Source organism: Pseudomonas sp. GW823-FHT05G12 (assembly GCF_058795575.1).
On the sequence record NZ_CM179501.1, the window covers coordinates 2,087,635 to 2,111,871 of the forward strand.

General features: G+C 64.5%; 14 protein-coding genes. 5 read left to right on the forward strand and 9 right to left on the reverse strand.

The window, feature by feature from the left end; genetic code table 11:
- The first annotated feature begins 21 nt into the window (after positions 1-21).
- Positions 22-3,342, forward strand: coding sequence for a maltose alpha-D-glucosyltransferase (treS, locus tag AC3RCM_RS09430; RefSeq protein WP_064491950.1), 3,321 nt, complete (start codon positions 22-24; stop codon positions 3,340-3,342).
- Positions 3,339-5,549: a 1,4-alpha-glucan branching protein GlgB gene (gene glgB / locus AC3RCM_RS09435; RefSeq protein WP_010954852.1), complete on the forward strand. Its 2,211-nt coding sequence runs from the start codon at positions 3,339-3,341 to the stop codon at positions 5,547-5,549. The genes treS and glgB overlap by 4 nt, the downstream gene beginning before the upstream one ends.
- A 197-nt stretch (positions 5,550-5,746) precedes the next feature.
- On the opposite strand, the gene AC3RCM_RS09440 is transcribed toward glgB, so the two are convergent.
- The 9 genes from AC3RCM_RS09440 to AC3RCM_RS09480 form a co-directional block, all read right to left on the reverse strand.
- Positions 5,747-6,823, reverse strand: coding sequence for an autotransporter domain-containing protein (locus AC3RCM_RS09440; protein WP_064491948.1), 1,077 nt, complete (start codon positions 6,821-6,823; stop codon positions 5,747-5,749).
- 316 nt (positions 6,824-7,139) lie between these two features.
- Positions 7,140-7,934, reverse strand: a complete 795-nt coding sequence (locus AC3RCM_RS09445; protein ID WP_003251297.1) for an endonuclease/exonuclease/phosphatase family protein — start codon at positions 7,932-7,934, stop codon at positions 7,140-7,142.
- A gap of 121 nt (positions 7,935-8,055) precedes the next feature.
- Positions 8,056-10,209, reverse strand: a complete 2,154-nt coding sequence (glgX, locus tag AC3RCM_RS09450) for a glycogen debranching protein GlgX (RefSeq protein WP_010954850.1) — start codon at positions 10,207-10,209, stop codon at positions 8,056-8,058.
- Positions 10,210-10,345: 136 nt separating this feature from the next.
- Complete coding sequence (locus tag AC3RCM_RS09455) at positions 10,346-10,612, reverse strand: DUF2934 domain-containing protein (RefSeq protein ID WP_064491947.1); 267 nt, start codon at positions 10,610-10,612, stop codon at positions 10,346-10,348.
- Between the two features lie 14 nt (positions 10,613-10,626).
- Positions 10,627-13,401: a malto-oligosyltrehalose synthase gene (locus tag AC3RCM_RS09460; protein ID WP_129931998.1), complete on the reverse strand. Its 2,775-nt coding sequence runs from the start codon at positions 13,399-13,401 to the stop codon at positions 10,627-10,629.
- Positions 13,398-15,467, reverse strand: a complete 2,070-nt coding sequence (gene malQ, locus AC3RCM_RS09465) for a 4-alpha-glucanotransferase (RefSeq protein WP_336085134.1) — start codon at positions 15,465-15,467, stop codon at positions 13,398-13,400. The genes AC3RCM_RS09460 and malQ overlap by 4 nt, the downstream gene beginning before the upstream one ends.
- On the reverse strand, positions 15,464-17,206 hold the full coding sequence (treZ, locus tag AC3RCM_RS09470) for a malto-oligosyltrehalose trehalohydrolase (RefSeq protein ID WP_064491944.1): 1,743 nt from the start codon (positions 17,204-17,206) through the stop codon (positions 15,464-15,466). Before treZ ends, malQ begins: the two co-directional genes overlap by 4 nt.
- Before the next feature lie 14 nt (positions 17,207-17,220).
- Positions 17,221-18,780: a glycogen synthase GlgA gene (glgA, locus tag AC3RCM_RS09475; RefSeq protein WP_012051800.1), complete on the reverse strand. Its 1,560-nt coding sequence runs from the start codon at positions 18,778-18,780 to the stop codon at positions 17,221-17,223.
- A 649-nt stretch (positions 18,781-19,429) separates the two neighbouring features.
- Positions 19,430-19,597 (reverse strand): DUF6026 family protein, encoded by a 168-nt coding sequence (locus tag AC3RCM_RS09480; protein ID WP_003251280.1) that lies wholly within the window; start codon positions 19,595-19,597, stop codon positions 19,430-19,432.
- A gap of 202 nt (positions 19,598-19,799) precedes the next feature.
- On the opposite strand from AC3RCM_RS09480, the gene gnd reads away from it, so the two are divergent.
- From gnd to AC3RCM_RS09495, 3 genes are all read left to right on the forward strand, one after another.
- Positions 19,800-20,783, forward strand: coding sequence for a phosphogluconate dehydrogenase (NAD(+)-dependent, decarboxylating) (gnd, locus tag AC3RCM_RS09485; RefSeq protein ID WP_064491943.1), 984 nt, complete (start codon positions 19,800-19,802; stop codon positions 20,781-20,783).
- Positions 20,780-22,285, forward strand: a complete 1,506-nt coding sequence (gene zwf / locus AC3RCM_RS09490; protein ID WP_064491942.1) for a glucose-6-phosphate dehydrogenase — start codon at positions 20,780-20,782, stop codon at positions 22,283-22,285. Before gnd ends, zwf begins: the two co-directional genes overlap by 4 nt.
- 116 nt (positions 22,286-22,401) lie before the next feature.
- Entirely contained in the window at positions 22,402-24,198 is a 1,797-nt protein-coding gene (locus AC3RCM_RS09495) for a glycoside hydrolase family 15 protein (protein ID WP_336085149.1), read from the forward strand.
- Positions 24,199-24,237 lie beyond the last annotated feature (39 nt).

Genomic DNA, 24,237 nt, shown 5'->3' on the forward strand with positions numbered 1-24,237 from the left:
TGCAATTGAAAGGAGTCGCACATGGCCAAGCGTTCCCGCCCGGCAGCCTTCATCGACGACCCGCTGTGGTACAAGGACGCCGTCATCTACCAGCTGCACATCAAGTCGTTCTTCGACTCGAACAATGACGGCATCGGCGACTTCGCCGGGCTGATCAGCAAGCTCGATTATATCGCTGAGCTGGGCGTCAACACCCTGTGGCTGCTGCCGTTCTATCCCTCGCCACGCCGTGACGACGGCTACGACATCGCCGAATACAAGGCCGTGCACCCCGACTACGGCAGCATGGCCGACGCCCGCCGTTTCATCGCCGAGGCCCACAAGCGCGGCCTGCGGGTGATCACCGAGCTGGTCATCAACCACACCAGCGACCAGCACCCGTGGTTCCAGCGCGCCCGCCACGCCAAGCGCGGCAGCAAGGCGCGCGAGTTCTACGTGTGGTCGGACGACGACCAGAAGTACGACGGCACGCGCATCATCTTCCTCGACACCGAAAAGTCCAACTGGACCTGGGACCCGGTCGCCGGCCAGTACTTCTGGCACCGGTTCTACTCCCACCAGCCAGACCTCAACTTCGACAACCCGCAGGTGCTCAAGGCGGTGATCGGCGTCATGCGCTTCTGGCTGGACCTGGGTGTAGATGGCCTGCGGCTGGACGCGATCCCTTACCTGATCGAGCGCGACGGCACCAACAACGAAAACCTCGTCGAAACCCACGACGTGCTCAAGGCGATCCGCGCCGAGATCGACGCCAACTACCCCGATCGCATGCTGCTGGCCGAAGCCAACCAGTGGCCGGAAGACACGCGCCCGTACTTCGGCGAAGGCGACGGCGACGAATGCCATATGGCTTTCCACTTTCCGTTGATGCCGCGCATGTACATGGCCCTGGCCATGGAAGACCGCTTCCCGATCACCGATATCCTGCGCCAGACCCCGGAAATCCCGGCCAACTGCCAGTGGGCGATCTTTTTGCGCAACCATGATGAACTGACCCTGGAAATGGTCACCGACCGCGAGCGCGATTACCTGTGGAACTATTACGCCGAAGATCGCCGCGCGCGCATCAACCTGGGCATTCGCCGGCGCCTGGCGCCCCTGCTGCAGCGTGACCGTCGGCGCATAGAGCTGCTGACCAGCCTGCTATTGTCGATGCCGGGCACGCCAACCCTGTATTACGGCGACGAACTGGGCATGGGCGACAATATCTATCTGGGTGACCGCGATGGCGTTCGCACACCCATGCAGTGGTCGCCAGACCGCAACGGCGGTTTTTCCCGCGCCGACCCGCAGCGCCTGGTGCTGCCGCCGATCATGGACCCGCTCTACGGTTACCAGACCGTCAACGTCGAGGCGCAAAGCCACGACCCGCATTCGCTGCTGAACTGGACCCGGCGCATGCTGGCGGTGCGCAAGCAGCAGAAGGCCTTTGGTCGCGGCAGCCTGCGCACCCTCACGCCCAGCAACCGGCGCATCCTTGCCTATATCCGCGAGTACACCGACGCCGACGGCAATACCGAGGTCATCCTCTGCGTGGCCAACGTGTCCCGCGCCGCCCAGGCTGCCGAACTCGAATTGTCACAATACGCCGACAAAGTACCGGTGGAGATGCTTGGCGGCAGCGCGTTCCCGCCAATCGGCCAACTGCCGTTTCTGCTGACCTTGCCACCTTATGCGTTCTACTGGTTCCTGCTGGCCAGCCGCGATCGCATGCCCAGCTGGCACATCCAGCCCACCGAGGGGTTACCCGAATTGACCACATTGGTACTGCGCAAGCGCATGGAAGAACTGCTGCAAGCCCCCGCAAGCGATACGCTGCAAAGCACCATCCTGCCGCAGTACCTGCCCAAGCGCCGCTGGTTCGCCGGCAAGGAAGGGCCGATCGATGCCGTGCGCCTGTGCTACGGCGTGCGTTTCGGCACCGCCACCACGCCGGTGTTGCTCAGCGAAATCGAGGTACTCAGCGACGGCACGGCCACCCGCTACCAGCTGCCGTTCGGCCTGCTGCGTGAGGAGCAGATCCATACCGCGCTGCCGCAGCAGCTGGCGTTGTCGCGGGTGCGCCGTGCCCACCAGGTTGGCTTGATCACAGACGCCTTCGTCCTCGAGCCGTTCATTCACGCCGTGATACAAGCCTGCCAGGATGGCCTGCGTCTGCCGTGTGGCGACGCTGAGGGTGAATTGCGCTTCGAATGCACAGAGCAGCTGGCCGGCCTGGCGCTCGACGAGGAGAGCGAAGTGCGCTACCTCAGCGCCGAGCAGTCCAACAGCTCGGTGGTCATCGGCGACCGCGTGGTGCTCAAGCTGATCCGCCGGGTCAACCCGGGTATCCATCCAGAGCTGGAAATGAGTGCCTACCTGACCGCCGCCGGCTTTGCCAATATCTCGCCGCTGCTGGCCTGGGTCAGCCGGGTGGACGAGCAACACGCGCCGCACCTGCTGATGATTGCCCAGGGTTATCTGAGTAACCAGGGCGATGCCTGGGGTTGGACCCAGAACACGCTGGAAAGGGCCATCCGCGACCAGATGGAGCCCACCCGCAACGACACCGAAGCGCACACTGACGCATTGGCCGAACTCAGCGGCTTTGCGGCCTTGCTTGGCCAGCGCCTGGGCGAGATGCACCTTCTGCTGGCCGCACCCACCGAAGACCCGGCCTTCCAGCCGCGCCCCAGCGATGCGCAGGACAGCGAGCGCTGGCGTGCACAGATCAGCGCCGAACTGACCCACGCCCTCGACCTGCTGGCCCAGCATCGCGACACGCTGGACGGCGACAGCCAGGCCTTGGTCGACGACCTGCAGCAACAGCGTGACGGCCTGGCACAGCACATCGACAACCTCGCCGAGCAGGCTCAGGGTGGCCTGCTGATGCGTGTGCACGGCGACCTGCATCTGGGCCAGGTGCTGGTGGTGCAGGGGGATGCCTACCTCATCGATTTTGAAGGCGAACCCGCCCGGCCCCTTGAAGAGCGCCGGGCAAAACACAGCCCCTACAAGGATGTCAGCGGCGTGCTGCGATCCTTCGACTATGCTGCTGCGATGATCTTGCGCAGCGCGTCTGCGGTGGACCTTTCCGAGCCGGCGCGGCAAGCCCGGCAGCGGGTTGCCCGGCAGTACCTGCACCAGTCCCGGCATGCCTTTGTCGAAGCCTATGGCCTGGCCACTGCCGCCATGCCCCACGCGTGGCAGCACGCCGAGGGCGAGCGCGCGGCGCTGGAGCTGTTCTGCCTGGAAAAAGCCGCCTACGAGATCACATACGAAGCCGAAAACCGTCCGAGCTGGCTGGCCGTGCCTTTGCATGGTCTGCATGGACTGATCAGTACCTGGGGAGAGTCAGAATGAACGTTACAACGCGTGAAAACGGTGGCCTTCGGCAACGGGACCTCGACGCCCTGGCCCGCGCCGAACACGCCGATCCTTTTGCGGTACTCGGCCCCCACGGCGACGGCGCAGGCGGGCAGGTGGTCCGCGCCTTTCTGCCCAATGCCCTGAAAGTGCGCATTCAGGCCCGGGATGACGGGCGGGTGCTTGCCGAAATGGAGCAGGGCAGCCTGCCCGGTTTGTTCAGCGCGCACCTCGATAAGGCACAGCCCTATCAGCTTCACATCGTCTGGGCCGGCGGCGAGCAGGTTACCGAAGACCCCTACAGCTTCGGCCCGCAATTGGGAGACATGGACCTTCACTTGTTCGCGGAAGGCAATCACCGCGATTTGTCCGGGCGCTTCGGTGCCCAGCCAACTCAGGTCGATGGCATCGACGGCGTGTGTTTCTCGGTCTGGGCGCCGAATGCCCGGCGGGTGTCGGTGGTGGGTGATTTCAACAACTGGGATGGTCGCCGCCACCCCATGCGCCTGCGGCACGGCGCGGGGGTGTGGGAGCTGTTCATTCCGCGTCTGGGCGTGGGCGAAACCTACAAGTTCGAAGTACTCGGCAAGGACGGCATACTGCCGCTGAAGGCCGACCCGCTGGCCCGTGCCACCGAGCTGCCGCCGAGCACGGCATCCAAGGTAGCCGGTGAACTCAGTCACGCCTGGCAGGACCATGACTGGATGGCACAACGTGCCCAGCGCCATGCCTACAACGCGCCGTTGTCGATCTACGAGCTGCACCCAGGGTCATGGCGCTGCGAGCTGGACGAAGCGGGGGAAATCGGGCGTTTCTACAATTGGCGGGAACTGGCCGAGCGGCTGGTGCCCTATGTGCAGGAACTGGGCTTTACCCACATCGAACTGCTGCCGATCATGGAGCACCCGTTCGGCGGCTCCTGGGGCTATCAACCACTGTCGATGTTCGCGCCCACCTCGCGCTACGGCAGTGCCGAAGATTTCGCCGCGTTCATCGACGCCTGCCACCAAGGGGGCATCGGTGTGCTGCTGGACTGGGTGCCTGCGCATTTCCCCACTGACGAACATGGCCTGGCGCGTTTCGACGGCACGGCCCTGTACGAATACGACAACCCACTGGAAGGCTACCACCAGGACTGGAACACGCTGATCTACAACCTCGGCCGCAACGAGGTACGCGGCTTCATGATGGCCTCGGCGCTGCACTGGTTGAAGCACTTCCACATCGACGGCCTGCGCGTCGATGCGGTGGCCTCGATGCTGTACCGCGACTACTCGCGCAAGGCCGGCGAATGGGTACCCAACCGCCACGGCGGGCGTGAGAACCTGGAAGCCATCGACTTCATCCGCCACCTCAACGGCGTGGCTGCCCACGAGGCCCCGGGTGCGCTGATCATCGCCGAGGAGTCCACCGCCTGGCCCGGGGTCAGCCAACCTACCCAACAGGGCGGCCTGGGTTTTGCCTACAAGTGGAACATGGGCTGGATGCACGACACCCTGCACTACATCCAGAACGACCCGGTGCACCGCACCTACCACCACAACGAGATGAGCTTCGGGCTGATCTATGCCTATTCCGAGCACTTCATCCTGCCCATTTCCCATGATGAAGTGGTACACGGCAAGCACTCGCTGATCGACAAGATGCCCGGCGACCGCTGGCAGAAGTTCGCCAACCTGCGCGCCTACCTCACCTTCATGTGGGCACACCCGGGCAAGAAGCTGCTGTTCATGGGCTGCGAGTTCGGCCAGTGGCGTGAGTGGAACCACGACGCCGAACTGGACTGGTACCTGCTGCAGTATCCCGAGCACCAGGGTGTGCAGCGCCTGGTGGGCGACCTCAACCGCTTGTACCGCGAAGAGCCGGCGTTGCACGAGCAGGATTGCCAGCCGCAGGGTTTCCAGTGGTTGATCGGTGACGACGCGCAGAACAGCGTGTACGCCTGGCTGCGCTGGAGCAGCAGCGGCGAGCCGGTGCTGGTGGTGGCCAACTTCACCCCGGTACCCCGAGAGGGCTACCGCATTGGCGTGCCGTTCGGCGAGCGTTGGCAGGAGCTGCTGAACAGTGATGCCGAGCTGTATGCCGGGTCGAATGTCGGCAATCTCGGGGCGGTGGCCAGTGACGAAGTGGCCAGCCACGGGCAGCCATTATCGCTGGCCCTGAACCTGCCGCCGCTGGGGGTGTTGATCATGAAGCCCGCCTGATCGGTTGACCGCACTGGCCTTTTCGCCTGTAGGAGCGGGTTTACCCGCGAATCCGGTAGCGGCGGCAACCGTGAATGGCCTTTGGAAATTGGCCGGCAGGCCCGGCCCTTCCGCGGGTGAACCCGCTCCTACGCAGCTACCGCACCCGGCGGTGGCCCGTGTAGGAGCGGGTTTACCCGCGAAGAGGCCGGCCCTGCCTACCACCGCATCCGCACCCCAAGGCTGCCAATCAGCCCGTTCAGGTCATTGTCATCCACATCACTGCTGTAATCGGCGCTGACGAACAACGCCACCGAAGGCGTCACCCGCGCCACCAGCCCCAAGCCCAACTCCACCGTGGTCGAATAGCGCGAGCTGGAGATCTTGTCGACCTGGTCCAGCTTCACCTCATCGGCATTGCTGAAGTCATACCACACGTTGGTCCGCACATAGGGTTCGATGGGCATGCCGCGCACTTCGTAGCGCCCGGACAACTTGGCACCGACCCGGCCGCTCCAGCTCGGCTGGCTGTCGAAGGCTTGCAGGGTCTCCTCCTGCACCTGGTTGCCAGGGAAGAACTGCTGGTTGATCAACTGTGCCTGGGGCTCGATGACCCAGTTGCCACTCAGGCGGATCGGGTAACCGCCCTCTACCGAGAAGGTCATTGCGTGGCCACTGTCGTCCAGGCGCTGGCCGTTTTCGCCACGGCCCATCACGTCGATCCGCGAGCCCATGGCCACGGCATCCAGATGCCAACCCTGTTCATGGGTCATGCTCCAGTACACCCCCAGGCTTTCACCGCTCAAGTTCACCGCTTTGCGCTGCTTGTCGCCCAGCAGAGGGCGCGCGCCTTTGAAGCTGCTTTGCAGGTTGTTGTGCCCCACGAAAATCCCTGCGCGGTGCACATCGCCCGCTGCAGTTTCACGCACGAACAGGTCCGGGCCGATCATCAGTTGCTGGCTGGGCGCCTCCAGCTGTGCTGGGGGCAGCGCGCGGCCGCGCGCACTGGTGGGGAAGAACTGCGCCCACTGACTGGCAATCAGGTCCGGTGCCGGCTGCTGGTGGCGTTCGCTCATCTGCTGCGAAAACGCATTGAGGGTGCCGAGACTCAACCCACTGGCACTGAGCGGGTCGAGCGACAGTTGCGCCGCCACGGGTTGCTGCAGATAGCCGGGGGAAGTGGGGTCACCCTGCAGTTCGTACGCGATCGTTTCCACTGGGGTTGCCAGAAGCAGCGACGTGGAAACCGCGTAGAAAATGCTGTCGAAGCGCGAGGGGTTCGAGGTGCTTTTCATGGCGGATCTCCTTTGTTTTTGTGGTGCAGCCCGAGAACCTGGCCTGTTGTCACGAGCTGTACGGCAAAAACAGTGGGCGACCCAAACCAGCACGCCAGTTATCGCAAGCGCGCACGAAGGCGCGAGCTAGAGGCCCGGCGCAAGTTTTTTACAGCTTGGTACTGTTCAGCTAAGGAGAGGTCGCCGCTTGCGTCAAGAAAGCGTGAAGGAAGTGTTCAGGGTGCGTCGTAACGCTCAACCTGTTGTTTTATCGGTAAAAACAGCAGGGTATAGCGGGGATCGCTATTTGCCGTGCCGTGGCTATGAAGAATGATTGCTAAAGTCGCACTTCAACGGCCAGCGGCAGGTGATCTGACAGGTGCGACCAAGGTTTGTGCCCCAGAATCCGCGGCCCATGGCTTTCGGCGTTACGCAGGTATATGCGGTCCAGGCGTAGCAGCGGCAGGCGGGCAGGATAGGTGCGCGCGAGGTGGCCGTGGTGGCGTTCGAAGGCTTCGTGCAAGTCGCGTTGCAGGCCAAGGGTGCGGTTGCCGTGGCTTTTCCAGTCGTTGAAGTCGCCGGCGATGATCACCGGGGCGTTGGCAGGCAGGGCGTCCAGCAGTTTACGCAGCAACTGCAGCTGCTTTTGCCGGTGGCTTTCCAGCAACGACAGGTGCACGCAGACCGCATGCACCTGGCCTTGCCCCGGCACCTCCAGCACACAGTGCAACAGGCCGCGGCGTTCGGGGCCGGTGATCGACACGTCCAGGTTGCGGTGCTCGATGATCGGGTATTTGGACAGCAACGCATTGCCGTGGTGGCCGTCAGGGTAGACCGCGTTGCGGCCATAGGCAAAGTCGCTCCACATGCTGTCGGCGAGGAATTCGTACTGCGAGGTCTGTGGCCAGCCGGGGTAGCGCGCGGCGTGGCGATCGTGGCTGCCGAGCACTTCCTGAAGGAAGACAATGTCGGCCTGTGTACTGCGCACCGCCTCGCGCAGCTCCGGCAAGATAAAGCGCCGGTTGAAGGCGGTGAAGCCCTTGTGGGTATTCACCGTCAGTACCCGCAGGCGTTTCACGGCCGGGGCCTGGCTGACGCTGGCGAAACCATTACTGCCGGCTTCGAGGCTCACGATTCCTCCTGAAGTTAACCCTGCCTCACTGTCGCCGCCAAACCCTGTGGGGGCCGGTACACCGTTCCCACCGGGTTTGGCGTGGCGATCACAACGTAGGACCTGCCCGGGCTATCACCGTTCACTCCTCGTCGTACTGCAACACCATCAGCAGCATCGACCGACCCTTCACCTCGAACGTACTGTCGAACTGCAGGTGCTGCCCCTTGCGCAACTCCGGCCGGTCGGTATCGACCAGGCAGCTCCAGTAATCGCCTTCGGGCACGGCCGGTAGCTTGAATGGCACGATGTCATGGTGGGCATTGACGATCAGCAACACGGTGGCCTCGGCACCTGGCCGGGCGATACCGCTGACCTGGGCCCGGCCATCTATCAGCATGCCCAGGCAGCGCCCGTGCGGGTCTTCCCATTGCTCAACGCTCATCTCGCTGCCATCGGGTGCCAGCCAGGTCACGTCCTTGACCCCAATTGCCTCATTGTAGTCACCCACCAGAAAGCGCGAGCGGCGCAGCACCGGGTAGGCCAGGCGCAGGCGCGTCAGGCGCTTGACGAAGGCCAGCAGCTCTTGGCCTTCCTCGTCCAGGTCCCAGTTCACCCAGCCGATCTCGCTGTCCTGGCAGTAAGCGTTGTTGTTGCCGTGCTGGGTGCGGCTGAACTCGTCGCCGGCAACGATCATTGGCGTGCCCTGGGCCAGCAGCAAGGTGGCGAAGTAGTTGCGCATCTGGCGCATGCGCAGGGCATTGATCGCCGGGTCGTCGGTCGGCCCTTCGACGCCGCAGTTCCACGACAGGTTGTTGTCGGTGCCGTCCTGGTTGTTTTCGTCGTTGTCTTCGTTGTGCTTGTGGTTGTAGGACACCAGGTCGCGCAGGGTGAAACCGTCGTGGGCGGTGATGAAGTTGACCGAGGAATAGGGCCTGCGCCCGCGGTTGTTGAACATGTCGCCCGAGGCGGTCAAGCGCGCGGCAAAATCGGCCAGCTGGCCTTCGTCGCCTTTCCAGAAGGCGCGTGCGGTATCGCGGAAGCGGTCGTTCCATTCCGCCCAGCCCGGGGCGAAGTTGCCCACCTGGTAGCCGCCGGGGCCGCAATCCCACGGTTCGGCAATCAGCTTGACCTGGCTCAGCATCGGGTCCTGGCGGCAGGCGACCAGGAAGCCATGACGCTCGCTGTAGCCATCGTGGTAACGGCCAAGGATGGTCGCCAGGTCGAAGCGAAAGCCGTCCACGTGCATTTCGCCGGCCCAGTAGCGAAGCGAGTCGGTGACCAACTGCAGCACGCAGGGGTGGCTCAGGTCCAGGGTGTTGCCGGTGCCGGAGTCGTTGATGTAGTAGCGCTTGTCGTCCGGCATCAGGCGGTAGTACGAGGCGTTGTCGATGCCGCGCATCGACAGGGTCGGGCCGCGCTCGTTGCCTTCGGCGGTGTGGTTGTAGACCACGTCCAGGATCACCTCAAGCCCGGCGTCGTGCAGGTGCGCGACCATCTCCTTGAACTCGGCGATCTTGCCGCTGGCCAGGTAGCGCGGGTGCGGGGCGAAAAAGGCGATGCTGTTGTAGCCCCAGTAGTTGTTCAGGCCCTTGTCCAGCAGGTGCTGGTCGTTGACGAAGGCGTGAATCGGCAGCAGCTCGATGCTCGACACGCCAAGGTCCTTGATGTGTTTGAGCAACTCGTCGTTGGCCAGGCCGGCGAAGGTGCCGCGCAGTTCTTCAGGCACAGCCGGGTGGCGCATGCTGATGCCGCGGGCATGCGCTTCATAGATGATCGTGCGCTCCCATGGGATCTGCACGCGCTGGTCGCGGCCCCAGGTGAACGCCGGGTCGATGACCTTGCATTTGGGCACGAAAGGCGCGCTGTCGCGCTCGTCGAACGAAAGGTCACCATCGGGGTGGCCGATGGTGTAGCCGAACAGTGCCTCGGACCATTTCAGGCTGCCGACCAGTTGCTTGGCATACGGGTCGATCAGCAGTTTGTTGGGGTTGAAGCGGTGGCCGTTTTCCGGCTCGTAGGGGCCATACACCCGGTAGCCATAGACCAGGCCGGGGTGAGCGTCGGGGAGGTAGCCATGGTAGATCTCATCGGTGTATTCGGGCAGCTCTATGCGCTCGAGTTCCTGCTCGCCGGTGGAGTCGAACAGGCACAGCTCGACCTTGGTGGCGTTGGCCGAGAAGAGAGCGAAGTTGACCCCAAGGCCATCCCAGGTGGCGCCGAGGGGGAAGGGCATGCCTTCGCGAATGCGCGATGGTGCGACCGAGCGGGTTTTCTTTGGGGTGCGGGGGCTCATGACGATCCTCGAGTGGCCGTGATGGAAGGGGAATCGGGCTGTCCTGCATGGGCCTCTTCGCGGGTAAACCCGCGCCTACAGGTTCATCACAGGTGCCTGTAGGAGCGGGTTTACCCGCGAAGAGGCCAGGACAGGTTTAACTGGCAGTAGGCTTTTTCACCGCCCGGGGCTTTTTCACCACAGCGGGTTTAACCCCCGGCAGGGCAGCCGCCTTGGGTTCGGCAGGTGCCTTCGGCTTGGCCGCTGCTTTCTTGCGCGGGGCTGCCTTGGGCGCCAGCGCTTCGGCCTCGGCCAGCTTGCGGGCCATTTCCCAGTGGCGTTCTTCTTCCCCTACGGGCTTACCTTCGGATTCCCAGATCTGGTAGGCAAATTCGCGAATACGCTTTTCATCGACACTCATCATGACGCTCCTGATGCTCAAGATTGTTGTATCAACACGTTGACCGGAAATTCCGCCAGCACGGCGCTCAACGGCAACTCCTTTGAAGAGCTGACCGCCGCACAGGCGAAAAGTCCCGTCGAGTTGGCAGGTGACAAGGCAAACGGCAATACCAGCCGGGTGTCGTCCCAGTTCTGCGCCGGGATCAACGGTGTAGCGGCACCTCCGAGCAGGCTGCTGGCCAGGCGCGGGGCGACGACGATGGCGTGCTCGCCTTCCCCCAGGCGAGCAAAGGCAATGACCTTGTCAGCGTGCCGGCCCTGTACGGTCAGTGGCAGGTAGGCACCGCGGCGGAACAGCTCGGCATGGGCCTGGCGGCAGTCCAGCACCCGGGCAATCAAGGCCTGTTTGACACGGCCGTCGCGCCAGTGCGCCAGCAGCTCGGCGGCCGGTGTGGCGTCGTCCAGCGTGCGACGCCTCGAAGCGTAGTCCACGGCGCGGCGGTTGTCCGGGTCGACCAGGCTGAAGTCCCAGTATTCGTTACCCTGGTACAGGTCGGGCACACCGGGTGTGGTCATGCGCAACAAGGCCTGGACCAGGCCATTGAGAGCGCCGGGGCAGGCCAGCAGCTGCGCCGCGTCGGCCAGCGACTTGCGCAGTTGCTGGTTCTCGCTGTCCAGCAGCAGGCCGTCGAGGTAATGAGCGCAGGCGCCTTCGTAGGCCTCGTTCGGCGCGCTCCAGCTACTGCGCAGCTTGGCCTCGCGCAGGGCCTTCTGCTGCCACTGGCGAACACGCTCGGCGTATTGACGCAGGGCATTGTCGTCGTTCAGGTCGAGGTCCAAGGGCCAACTGCCGAGCAGGGTTTGTAGCAGCATCAACTCGTCGCCGGGGCTGGGTGCCAGCCCGTCGTCCAACTGCGCGCGCAGGGGGGCTGCCAGCTCACGCCAGTGCTCCACCCGGCTGGCCAGCCACGTGCCGCGCTCGCTGAGTACGGCCAGGCGTGCACGCGTGTCTTCGCCGCGCTTGTGGTCGTGGGTTGCGGTGGTCAGCAGGTTGTCGGGGAAATCGCGCAGGCGCCGCTGGGCCTCGTTGTGGAAATGCATGGGGGGTGCGCTGAAGCGCTCTGCCTCGAAACCCACGTCGTTACGCGACAGCAGCCGCGCGCTGCGGTAGAAGGCGGTGTCTTCCACGGCTTTGGCGGCGCTGGGCGCAGTCAGTTGCTGGAAGCGCACGCAGGCGTGGCGCAGTTGCTTGCGGGCGCGCCCCGGTGGCAGATGCCGCCAGGCTTGCCCGCCCAGCCACCGTTCAAGTTGGTCCAGTAGCGGCCAGTCAGCTTCGGCAAGGTCTTGCCGGGCATTGGTCAGGGCCTGCTGGAAGAACGTTTCGTCCTGCGCCGGGCGCCCGCAGGCATTGAAGTAGGTTCGGTAAACCGGGTAATGCGCCACCAACGCCTGCAAGGCCCGGCGAATCGCGCCCAGGGTCAGGTCACGGGTCATCAGGTCGTTGCGCGCCACCTGCAACAGTGCCTGGGCCACCGACTCGCAGTCACCGGCCAGGCTGGCGTTGAGCACCAGGTGACGGGCCTGGCGCACTTCTTCAGGGAAGTCCGGGCGCTCGCTGACGTTGCTCCACAGTTCGCTCAGCGGTGCTTCGCCGGCCGGATCATGCTGCAGCAGCGACACCTGGTTCATGAACTCGTAGCCGGTGGTGCCGTCGGTAAGCCAGTCGCGGTGCAGGTGCTCGTCGGCACCCAGGATCTTTTCCACGTACAGGGGGAAGTGCTCCAGCCCTGCATTCAGCGGCCGCCGCGCCAGCAGGTTATCAACCCGCCGGCGCAGTTTGCGGCAGTAGCCACGCGGGTCGGCAAGGCCGTCGATATGGTCGATGCGCAGGCCGTCCACCAGGCCGCGTTCGATCAGTTCGAACAGCTTGGCATGGGTGGCTTCGAACACCACGGCGCGCTCCACGCGCAGGCCGCCCAATTCGTTGATGTCGAAGAAGCGCCGCCAGTTGATGTCGTCGGCAGCAGTACGCCAGCTGGCCAGGCGGTAGGTCTGGCGCTCCAGCAGCAGGTGCAGGCGCTTGAAACCGGCCTCGCTGCGGCTGTCGAATGCCACCAGGGCCGATTCGAGGTCGGCACCTTCGCGCACCAGGCGTGCCAGTTCGGCTTGGAGCGGCAGGCTATCGGCCAGCGGGGTGGACGAGTCGCCCAATGCCGTGAAGCGCTCGGCCAGCACCTTGAGTGCAGGTTCCGGGCTGAGCGCGAGAATCCAGCCGTAATCGACCGGGCAGATCGGGAAACGATGCGCGTAATGGGCCACTTGCAGCAGCCCCTGCTGTTTGTCGAACTGCAGCGGTATCTCGCCATTCTTGAGCGCCACGCCGTAGTCGCTGCCGAGGAACGGCAACAGCAGTTGCCCGGCCAGCAGTGGGTCGCTGGAGTGCCACTGGATGTCGAAGAACTCTGCATACGGGCTGCGCCGTCCCCAGGCCAGCAGGCTTTGCCACCAGGGGTTGTCGGCACCGCCCACGGCCATGTGGTTGGACACCGTGTCGAGGATCAGCCCCATGCCATGCTGGCGCAGGGCGGCAACCAGGCGCTCCAGCGCGGCCTCGCCGCCCAGCTCCGGGTTGACGCAGGTAGGATCGACCACGTCGTAGCCATGGCGCGAGCCAGCGCGGGCCTTGAGGATGGGCGAGGCATACAGGTGGCTGATGCCCAGCTGGGCGAAATACGGCACCAGCGGCACAGCGTGGTCGAGGGTGAAGTCGCTGTGGAATTGCAGGCGCAGGGTCGCGGTCAGTGGCTTCATCGGTCACGCTCCCACGCCTGCTCGCGGGCCTGGGCCAGCAGCTCCAGGCGCCGTGCGGCATCTTCGTCGTCGAGCAGTTCGCGTACCGGACGGGCAAAGCGCCGCCGCCAGTTGGGATGGCCATTGGTGGTGCCCGGCAGGTTGGGTTGCTCGTCGCAGCCCAGCAGGTCTTCCAGCGGTACCAGCACCAGCGGCGCACGGGTATGGCCAACGAAGCGGATGGCCGCATCGATCAGCGCGTCGTTGTCCTTCAGTTCGCCGTAGTTGGCCTCCAGGATGCGGCGCAGGCCTTCGCGTTCTATCTGACGCTCGTGTCGCCAGTGCAATTCGGCAGCAGCATCAATCAGTTGCAAGCGGTGTCTCCAGTCGATGTCGCGGTTTGCCAGCCAGCCGGCCAGTGGCGCCAGGTCGTGGGTGCCGGTGGTGGCCAGGGCATTGTCCGGCCAGTCGAGAATGGGCTTGAACTGGCCCGGCTGGGTCTGCTCGAACGGCAGCACGCGCATGCCCAGCACCGCTTTCTCGGCCAGCTTTTCGCGCAGGCTGTCGGGCACGGTGCCCAGGTCTTCGCCGAGGATGATCGCCTGGTGACGCACCGACTCCAGCGCCAGCAGGCGCAACAGGTCGTCTAGCGGGTAGTCGAGGTAGGCGCCTTCGCTGGGTTTGGCCCCCTGCGGGATCAGCCATAGCCGGCGCAGGCCCATCACATGGTCGATGCGCAGGCCGCCAGCGTGGGCGAGGTTGGCCCGCAGCATCTCGATGAAGGCGCGATAGCCATTGCGCTTGAGGCCCTCGGGCGAGAAGGCGCAAATGCCCCAATCCTGCCCGACGTGGTTGAGGATGTCGGGCGGCGCACCCACGCTCAGACCGGCCAGCAGTTCGTCCTGGCGGCTCCAGGCCTGGCTGCCGGCACCGTCGGCACCCACCGCCAGGTCGGCGATCAGGCCCACGGCCATGCCGTTGCTGCGGGCCGCTTCCTGGGCGCGTTGCAGGCCACGTTCGGTCAACCACTGGCAGAAGGCGTGGAACTCGACCTTGGCCGGGTAGGCATTGGCTAAAGCCTCCACTTCCGGGTGGTAGGGGTCGTGCCAGGCTTTGGGCCAGTTGCGCCAGTCGGCCCCGAGGCCGCGCTCCACTGCCTGGGCCTGCAGCACCTCGAAGCGGCAGTGGTGCTCCAGGGTCTGGCCGCCGGCTTCGCGGAAGCTGTCAAAATCTGTGCGTAGCGGGTGGTCGCCGTGGCTGAAGCCTTGGTAAAGCGCTTCAAGCAAACGCAGCCGGGCGCTGGCGGCGCGTGGCCAGTCGACCAGAGGGCGCTGCTCCAGCTCTTCGAGTTGTTGCTCCAGCCCGCAGGCTTCGATGGCCATGCGCACCTCCCGTTCACCCAGCAGGGCCGCAGGGCTGGTGTACAGGGTGTTGAGCAGCAGGCGACTGGAAGGTGAGTAGGGGCTGTAGTGTTCCTGGTCGATGGCCGACAGGGCGTGAATCGGGCTGATAGCCAAGGCATCGGCGCCGCGCTCGGCGGCCGAGCGCGCCAACTGCTCCAGCGCCAGGCAGTCGCCGAAGCCCCCATCGCCGGGGCGGCGCAGGCTGTACAGCTGCACTGCCAGGCCCCAGCAGCGTGGTGGCGGCTGTTGCACCTTGTCTTCCAGGCTGTGGCAGCGTGTTGGCGCCACCGCCACGGTGAAGCGGCGGCTGTCGATTTCCACCTGGTGATAGCCGATGGGCAGCTCGCCGGGCAGGCGCGCCTGGTCATCGAGGCTGAGGGTGACAGAGGTGTGATCTTCCAGGGTGCAGTGGGCCACGCTGGCGGCACTGAAGTAGCGCGACAGCGCTAGCGGCTGGCCTACGTCGGCGGTCAGCAAGGGCGGCAGGTGTTCGCTGTCTTCGGCGGTTTCCACCGCACGCAGGCTGGCGGCAACGGCCGCGTCATCGCCGGCCGGGTGGCCAAGGCCTTCGAGGATGTTGCGCAGCACGTCGTCGCTGACACGCTGGGGCCTGGCATTGGCGTCGATCCAGTCGCGGCTCAGCCCGACGCTGGATGCCAGACGGTGCAGGGCGGTTTCGCTCATGGGTGCTCCTGGGCAGGGGGAAGCAGGCTGACCACACAGCTGTAGGCAGCCAGGTGGGTATCCGGGTGTCGGGTGTCGCTGCTGTCAAACAGCCGTGTGGATGGCGCGGGCAGTTCGACCGCCTGCGGGGTGTCGGCCAGGTTCAGGTCGATGCGCAGAGTGTTGCCGTTGCCCAGCTGCCAGCGCGCGGTCAGCGCTTTGTCAGCGTGCACCTCGGCGCCCAGCGCACGGCTACCGGGCAAGTGCGGGATGATGTGGCGGCGGCGCAGGTCGAGCAGTTGCTGGTAAAGGCCGTGCCAGCCGGCGATCACCGCCTTGTTCTGCGGGCGTGAAGAGGCGAAGGTCTGTTCGGCGTTGGGGTCGGGAATGTGCTCACGCTGCTCGGGGTCGGCGAACGCGGCGAAGTGGGCGAACTCGCCACGACGGCCTTCGCGTACCGCGTCGGCCAGCGCGTCATGGAAGTCGGTAAAAAACAGGAACGGCTGGCAACTGCCGGCTTCGTCGCCCATGAACAGCAGCGGAATCATGGGGGCCAGCAGCAACAGGCCGGTGGCTGCACGCAGGGCTGGCGCGGGGCATAGGCGGGTCAGGCGCTCACCCAGCGCGCGGTTGCCGATCTGGTCGTGGTTCTGCAGGAACAACACGAAGGCGCTGGGCGGCAAATGCCCGCTGGGTTCGCCGCGTGGTTTGCCATGCCGGTTGGCCTGGCCCTGGAACACGAAACCTTCGCCAAGGCACCGTGCCAGTTGGTCGATGGGGCGATGCTGGAAGTCGGCATAGTACCCTTCGGTTTCACCGGTCAGCAGCACGTGCAGGGCATTGTGGCCGTCATCGTTCCACTGGGCGTCGTAACCCTGTTCCAGCAGGCCCGCCTGGTTGTGCTCGTTCTCCAGCACCAGCCACACGTGCCGGCCCGGTTCTACGGCGGCGCGCACCCGTTGGGCCAGCTCGATCAGGAAGTCGGGCTGGTCGATGGCATGCACCGCATCCAGGCGCAGGCCGTCGAAGCGGTAGTCGCACAGCCACATCAGGGCGTTCTGGATAAAGTACTCGCGCACCTGCGGGCGGCGAAAGTCGATGGCCGCGCCCCAAGGTGTCTGCCGGTCTTCACGGAAGAAAGGGCTGGCGTACTGGTGCAGGTAATTGCCGTCGGGGCCGAAGTGGTTGTACACCACATCGACCAGCACCATCAGCCCGTGGCCGTGGGCCTGGTCGACCAGTGCGCACAGCTGCTCGGGGCTGCCGTAGGTATTCTGTGGGGCGTATGGCAGTACGCCGTCGTAGCCCCAGTTGCGTTCGCCGGGGAACTGCCCCAGCGGCATCAGCTCGATCGCGCTGATGCCCAGTTCGGCCAGGCGCGGCAGTTCCCGGGCAACCCCGGCGTAACCCCCGAGCAGGCCGACATGCACCTCCTGGATCACGGCCTCATGCCAAGGCCGGCCTTGCCACGGGTGTTGCCAGGCGTAACCGGCCACATCCACTACCTGGCTGGGCCCGTGTACGCCGTCGGGCTGGTAGCGCGAGGCCGGGTCGGCCACCTGCAGCTCCCCGTCGATACGGTAGTGGTAACGGTCACCGGCCTGGCATGGCGCCACGCCGCTGTACCAACCCTCATCATCCGGCAGCAGTTCGATGGCCGGCTGCCGCTCCAGTTCCACGCTCACGCTGCGCGCATCCGGCGCCCAGAGGGCGAAGCGCGCCGACGTGGCGTCCAGCAAGTGTGCGCCATGTCTGTGCATCTTCCGACCCCCGCTCAGTAATGGCTCAGTTGTGTCTGCTTGACCAGGTCCTCGTACAGGCGGGCATAGGGTTCAACCGCCTGGCACCAGTTGAACGGCTGGGTCATCGACAGGCAGCGCATGGCGTTCAGCAGGTCCTTCTTGCCGTAAACATAGAAGGCGCGGCTGAGTGCCTCGCGGTAGCTCTCGACGGTGGACTCGTTGAACAGGAAGCCCGTTACGCCGCATTCGATGGTGTCGGCCAGGCCACCGGTATTGCGTGCTACCGGCAGCGAGCCGAAGCGTTGCGCGTACATCTGGCTGAGGCCGCACGGCTCATAGCGGGATGGCATCAGCAGGAAATCGCTGCCGGCGAACATGCGCCGGGCATCGGTTTCATTGAAGCCGATACGCACACCGATGCGGCCCGGGTGGCGCAGCGCCAGCTCGCGCATGGCCTGTTCCTCTTCCGGCTCGCCGCGGCCGATGATCGCGATCTGCCCGCCTTGCTCGACGATGTAGTCGGCCACGCCCAGGGTCAGGTCCAGGCCCTTTTGATAGACCAGCCGCGACACCACGGCGAACAGCGGGCCTTCGGAATCGTCCAGGCCGAACAGCTCGCGCACCTCCTGGGTGTTACGCGCTTTGCCCTCCCAGTCATTGATGCTGAAGTTGTGCTGCAGGTGCTTGTCGGTAGCCGAGTCCCAGCTTTCGTCGATGCCGTTGGGGATGCCACCGAGCAGGCCTTGCTGGGCCTTGCTGGCGAGGAAACCGTCCAGGCCGCAGCCAAATTCCGGGGTGGTGATTTCCCGGGCATAGGTGGCGCTGACTGTGGTGATGTGGCTGGAGTAGGCCAGGCCGGCCTTGAGGAACGACAGCTTGCCGTAGAACTCCATGCCTTCTTGCTGCATGGCATGTTCGGGTATCGCCAGCTCCGGGCTGCAGCCGCGGCTGTACACACCTTGGTACGCCAGGTTGTGGATGGTGAACAGTGTGGGCGTATTCAGGCCGCGCCAGTGCATGTAGGCCGGGGCCAGACCGGCGGGCCAGTCATGCGCGTGCACCACTTCCGGCGTCCAGTGGATCTTGCCTTCGCCCGCAGCGATTTCGGCGGCAGCCAGGCCCAGGCGGGCGAAGCGAATGTGGTTGTCAGGCCAGTCGCGACCATTGTTGGCACCATAGGGTGTGCCGTCGCGCTGGTACAGTTCGGGGCAGATCAACACATAGATGACCAGGCCGTCGGCCATGTCCATGCGCCCGATCTTGCAGGGCGGCAGGGCCGCGTGACCACCCAGTTCACCCACGATATGTATAGGGTTGTCGCTTTCCATCACCTGGCGGTAGCCGGGGATAAGTACCCGCACATCGTGCAGGTGCGCCAGGGCACGGGGCAGGGCAGCGGACACGTCACCCAGGCCGCCGGTTTTCACCAGGTCGGCGATTTCCGAGGTCACGAACAGAATCTTGCGCATGTTCGGGTTTTGCTGGCGCTGGGCGCCGGGTGCCTTGCCTGTCGTGGCGAAGTCCGGGGTGAGCGGCTCGCGGTTATCCGGTTTGAAAGCGTCTACGTGAGGCTCGACAGCGGCACTGATCATACTTCTCTCCGTCCCTATGCTTGGTCGGGTGCTGGCACCCGTGGCGATGTTTCGTGCTGGTTCTCTCTAGTTTGAATCTGCTTAGTGCGTTCCATGCCCCAGGGTCGTGCGCGCAGGCACTACGCGATCAGCATTCCGGCCGAAAGCGCTTGGACTGGTTGGGGTGTGTGGGCCGAGGATCGGGAATAGCCCAATGCGTCTGGCCTACTTATGTTCATGACCTGCCGGGTTTCCTGAAAGTTCGACTTTTTTGGGGTCACTCTTCCATTGAGCAAATGGCGGGCCGAAAACTGAGTGTAGGAGAGAAAGTGCTAAAAAGGTGACCCACTGGTCACTATTGTTATGTGCGCAATAGACGCAAACGTTGGCGTTTGTGACGGGTTGCGAAAAGAGGTGGGCGAGTGTGGGGCAGAGGGGTTTCGAGCTGCGCCAAATTGTGGCTCGTTACGCGCAATGCACCGTTTGGGTGCGTAGGCGTAAGCGTGGCTTTAGGCTGCGAAGAGGTGGGTATGGGCGCAGGATTCTGCTTTCAGTGCTGGCCCTTTTTGGGCACAAAGCCGCTTCGGTTGCCCGATAGGGTTAAAAGACGGCGACTGGATTCAGGATCGGGTGGGAGCCATGCAGCCCCCACAGGCGAAAAAGGAATCGATCAGAGGCTGACCGCTTTATCGCCAGCGCGCTGTTGCGCCAACAGCAGGTTCAACTGGGCGACCTGCTGACGCAGCTGGTCACGTTCGTCCTTCAGTTTACGCAGCTCATCACGGCGCACGGAGACATAGAGGGTCTGGGGTGGGGTTGCAGGCATCAATGTACCCATGAGCACACCTCGCGGTTTTGGCTGGTGACAAGTCAAAGCGTAGACGCTTCACGCGGGGCGCATTCTGAATTCTTTCACCGGGCTTGGGAACTTTTTTGTTTATTGTGGTCTTGCCGTTCGTCGCTGAACCCTCGGGCGGCATGCTGGACTAATCTGAAAAGCTGGACTGTCGTCATCCATTTCGAAAAGGGAGCATTGGCTCATGCAACTGGGAATCATCGGGCTGGGCCGTATGGGCGGCAATATCGCAAGGCGCCTGATGCGCGCCGGTCACCGCACCGTGGTGCACGACCGCAACCGTGAAGCCATCACCGGCCTGGAGGGCGAAGGCGCCCAGGGCGCGCATGACCTCGGTGCACTGGTACAAAAGCTGAAAGCGCCGCGCGCGGTATGGGTGATGCTGCCGGCTGGTGACGCCACCGAGCAGACCATCGCCCAGCTGGCCGAAATGCTGGAGCCGGGCGATGCGATCATCGACGGCGGCAACACCTTCTACAAGGACGACATGCGCCGCGCGGCAGAACTGGCCAAGCGCGGCCTGCATTATCTGGACGTCGGGACGTCCGGCGGCGTGTGGGGCCTGGACCGCGGCTACTGCATGATGATCGGCGGCGAAAAGGACGTGTTCGAGCGCCTCGAACCGCTGTTCAAGGCGCTGGCACCGGGCGTGGGCGACATCCCGCGTACCCATGGCCGCAGCGGCGAGCACCAGCGTGCCGAGCACGGCTACATCCATGCCGGCCCACCCGGCGCCGGGCACTACGTGAAAATGGTGCATAACGGCATCGAGTACGGCCTGATGCAGGCCTATGCCGAAGGCTTCGACCTGCTGCGCAGCAAAGGCGGCAACGAGCTGCCCGAAGACCAGCGCTTCGACCTGAACGTTGCCGAAATTGCCGAAGTGTGGCGACGCGGCAGCGTGGTGACCTCGTGGCTGCTCGACCTCACCGCCGATGCGCTGGTGGCTGACCCTCAGTTGTCGCAATTCAGTGGCTCGGTGTCCGACAGTGGCGAAGGCCGCTGGACCATCGACGCCGCCGTCGAGCAGGCGGTGCCGGTGCCGGTGTTGTCCAGCGCACTGTTCGCGCGCTTCCGTTCGCGCCAGCAACAGGGCACCTACGGTGACAAGATTCTCTCGGCCATGCGCCTGGGCTTCGGTGGCCACGTCGAGAAGAAAGGCGAATGACTAAACAGACCCTTGCGGCCGCCCCCCCTTGTACCCTGTTCCTGTTCGGCGCCAATGGCGACCTGGTCAAGCGCCTGCTGATGCCCGCGCTGTACAACCTCAGCCGTGACGGTTTGCTGGACCGTAACCTGCGCATCGTCGGCGTCGACCATAACCCGGCCAGCGCCGAGGATTTCGCCGCGCGCCTGCACGCGTTCATGGTCGAGCGTGACAAAGGAAGCGAGGGCAGCGCCAAGTGCCTGGACGAGAAGCTATGGGCCCGCCTGGCCAAGCGCCTGGATTACCAGACGGGCGACTTTCTCGATCCGGCCACCTACCAGGCCCTGGCCAGGCGCATCGACAAGACCCGCCACGGCAATGCCATTTTCTATCTGGCCACGTCGCCGCGCTTCTTCCCTGAGGTGGCGCAGCGCCTGGGGCAGGCCGGCCTGCTGGACGAGTCTGCCGGCGGCTTTCGCCGGGTGGTGGTTGAAAAACCGTTCGGCACCGACCTGGCCAGCGCCGAGGCGCTCAACGCCTGCCTGCTGAAGGTGATGGGCGAGCGGCAGATCTACCGCATCGACCATTACCTGGGCAAAGAGACGGTGCAGAATATTCTGGTCAGCCGCTTTTCCAACGGCCTGTTCGAATCGTTCTGGAACAATCACTACATCGACCACGTGCAGATCACCGCAGCGGAAACCGTCGGTGTCGAGACCCGTGGTGCCTTCTATGACAGCACCGGCGCCCTGCGCGACATGGTGCCCAACCACCTGTTCCAGTTGCTGGCGATGGTGGCCATGGAGCCGCCGGCCGCGTTCGGCGCTGATGCGGTGCGCGGTGAAAAGGCCAAGGTAATCGGCGCTATCCGCCCATGGTCGGCAAAAATGGCCCTGAAGAATTCCGTACGAGGCCAGTACAGCGCCGGCAAGCAGGGGCGCAAGCCGTTGCCAGGCTACCGTCAGGAGTCCAACGTCGCGCCGGATAGCCAGACCGAGACCTACGTGGCGCTGAAGGTGATGATCGACAACTGGCGCTGGGCCGGCGTGCCGTTCTACCTGCGCACCGGCAAGCGCATGAGCGTGCGTGATACCGAGATTGCCATCTGCTTCAAGCCCGCACCGTATGCGCAGTTTCGCGAGTCGGAGCTGGAACGGCCCAAACCCAACTACCTGAAAATCCAGATCCAGCCCAATGAAGGCATGTGGTTCGACCTGCAAGCCAAACGGCCCGGGCCAGAGCTGGTGATGGAGAATGTCGAGTTGGGTTTTGCCTACAAGGACTTCTTCAAGATGACCCCGGCCACTGGCTACGAGACGCTGATCTATGACTGCCTGACCGGTGACCAGACCCTGTTCCAGCGGGCTGACAACATCGAAAACGGTTGGCGAGCGGTGCAGCCGTTTCTCGATGCCTGGGCCCAGGGCGGCGAAGTGCATGAGTACTCGGCTGGCGAAGATGGGCCTGAGGCCGGCAATGAATTGCTGACCCGCGACAAGCGGGAGTGGCACCGGTTGGGGTGAGAGGTTTGCAAGCCTGTGCCGGCCCTTTCGCGGGCAAGCCCGCTCCTACAGGGAATTCCATTTCCCTCAGGCACCTGCGAAGAGGCCAGCACAGGCAACCACACAAAGGAGACCTAATGCCTGCCCATATCGAAGACTACGCCCTGCTGGGCAACTGCCGAAGTGCGGCGCTGGTCAGCCGCGATGGCGCGCTGGACTGGCTGTGCCTGCCACGCTTCGACGCCCCCGCGGTGTTCGCGGCCCTGCTGGGCAACGAAGAAAATGGCCGCTGGCGCCTGGCCCCTTGCGACCCGGTAACGCACAGCAGCCGCCAATACCTGGGCGACACCCTGGTGCTGGAAACCACTTGGGTCACCGCCAGCGGTCGTGCCCGGGTGCTCGACTTCATGCCCCTGGGCGAAGTCAATTCGGTGGTGCGCATCGTCGAAGGCTTGTCTGGCGAAACCCATTTCGAAATGGACCTGGTCATGCGCTTCGACTACGGCCGCAGCGTGCCCTGGGTGGAACGACTGGACCCACTGACCCTCAGCGCCGTCGCCGGCCCTGACCGGCTGATCCTGTGCAGCACCGTGCCCCCGCAAGCCCGCGACCACCATACCGGCTGCCGCTTTCGCGTCAGCGCGGGCCAGCGCCAGGTCTTCAGCCTGCGTCACCAGCCCTCGCACTTGCCGGTGCAGCCTGACTGCAACATCGACCATGCCCTGGCAAACACCTGTGAGCAATGGCAGGCCTTCGCCGACCGCTGCCCGCAGGTAGGGCCATATACCGCCCTGGTGCGTCGGTCGCTGCTCACCCTCAAGGCCATGACCTACGCCCCCACCGGCGGTATTGTCGCTGCCGTCACCACGTCGCTGCCCGAGCGTGTGGGCGGCGAGCGCAACTGGGACTACCGCTTCTGCTGGCTGCGCGACGCGACCATGACCCTGCTGGCCTTCATGAACCTTGGCTACTTCGACGAGGCCCAGGCCTGGCGCGAGTGGCTGCTGCGCTCGGTGGCCGGCAACCCCGAGCAGATGCAGATCATGTATGGCCTGGCTGGCGAGCGTGACCTGCAGGAGTACACCTTGCCGTGGCTCGCCGGTTATGAGCATTCTCAGCCGGTGCGGGTGGGCAACGCCGCTTCGGCGCAGAGGCAACTGGACATCTATGGCGAACTGGCCGATGCGATGACCCAGGCGATCAAGGGCGGGTTGCCCCGCCACCCGCGCAGCGCCGCCATTTCGCGCTTGATATTGCCTTATGTCGAACGCATCTGGCGCGAGCCGGACGAAGGCATCTGGGAAGTGCGTGGCGGCCGGCAGCAGTTCGTGCACTCCAAGGTGATGGCCTGGGTCGCCTTCGACCGCGCCGCAGGGCTGGCCGACACTACGGAAGAAGGCCGCGAGCGCGGGCAGCATTATCGCCAGGTGGCTGACGAGATTCACCGCGACGTGTGCGAGCACGGCCTCGACCCCAGCGGCCGGTTCTTCGTCCAGGCCTATGGTTCGACCGAAATGGACGCCAGCCTGTTGCAGATCGCTCTGACCGGCTTCCTGCCGGCGGATGACCCACGCTTCATGCGCACCCTCGAACAGATCGAACAGCGTCTGATGAAGAACGGCCTGCTGCTGCGCTATGACAGTGACAGCTGCAGCGACGGCCTGACGCCGGGAGAGGGCACCTTCCTGGTGTGTTCGTTCTGGCTGGCTGACGTATATGTATTGCTGGGGCGCCAGGCCAAAGCCGAAGCGCTGTACCAACACCTGACCGGCCTGTGCAACGACCTCGGCCTGCTGGCCGAACAGTACGACCCGGCCGGCCAGCGCATGCTCGGCAACTTCCCCCAGGCCTTCAGCCAGATAGGCATCATCAACACCGCGCTGAATCTGCACCGCGCACAGTGCCCGGCGCGCGACCGGGCGCGTTGTGGGTAGCGAATGAGTAGGGCGACTGCCTTGACCGGAGTAGACTAG

What these genes read in the sequence shown, in the direction of transcription:
- zwf (WP_064491942.1), top strand. Translation starts at nt 20,780, where the DNA reads ATGACTAAACAGACCCTTGCGGCCGCCCCCCCTTGTACCCTGTTCCTG.
- glgA (WP_012051800.1), bottom strand. Translation starts at nt 18,780, where the DNA reads ATGATCAGTGCCGCTGTCGAGCCTCACGTAGACGCTTTCAAACCGGAT.
- AC3RCM_RS09480 (WP_003251280.1), bottom strand. Translation starts at nt 19,597, where the DNA reads ATGGGTACATTGATGCCTGCAACCCCACCCCAGACCCTCTATGTCTCC.
- glgB (WP_010954852.1), top strand. Translation starts at nt 3,339, where the DNA reads ATGAACGTTACAACGCGTGAAAACGGTGGCCTTCGGCAACGGGACCTC.
- malQ (WP_336085134.1), bottom strand. Translation starts at nt 15,467, where the DNA reads ATGAGCGAAACCGCCCTGCACCGTCTGGCATCCAGCGTCGGGCTGAGC.
- AC3RCM_RS09495 (WP_336085149.1), top strand. Translation starts at nt 22,402, where the DNA reads ATGCCTGCCCATATCGAAGACTACGCCCTGCTGGGCAACTGCCGAAGT.
- treS (WP_064491950.1), top strand. Translation starts at nt 22, where the DNA reads ATGGCCAAGCGTTCCCGCCCGGCAGCCTTCATCGACGACCCGCTGTGG.
- glgX (WP_010954850.1), bottom strand. Translation starts at nt 10,209, where the DNA reads ATGAGCCCCCGCACCCCAAAGAAAACCCGCTCGGTCGCACCATCGCGC.
- AC3RCM_RS09455 (WP_064491947.1), bottom strand. Translation starts at nt 10,612, where the DNA reads ATGATGAGTGTCGATGAAAAGCGTATTCGCGAATTTGCCTACCAGATC.
- AC3RCM_RS09440 (WP_064491948.1), bottom strand. Translation starts at nt 6,823, where the DNA reads ATGAAAAGCACCTCGAACCCCTCGCGCTTCGACAGCATTTTCTACGCG.
- treZ (WP_064491944.1), bottom strand. Translation starts at nt 17,206, where the DNA reads ATGCACAGACATGGCGCACACTTGCTGGACGCCACGTCGGCGCGCTTC.
- gnd (WP_064491943.1), top strand. Translation starts at nt 19,800, where the DNA reads ATGCAACTGGGAATCATCGGGCTGGGCCGTATGGGCGGCAATATCGCA.
- AC3RCM_RS09460 (WP_129931998.1), bottom strand. Translation starts at nt 13,401, where the DNA reads ATGAAGCCACTGACCGCGACCCTGCGCCTGCAATTCCACAGCGACTTC.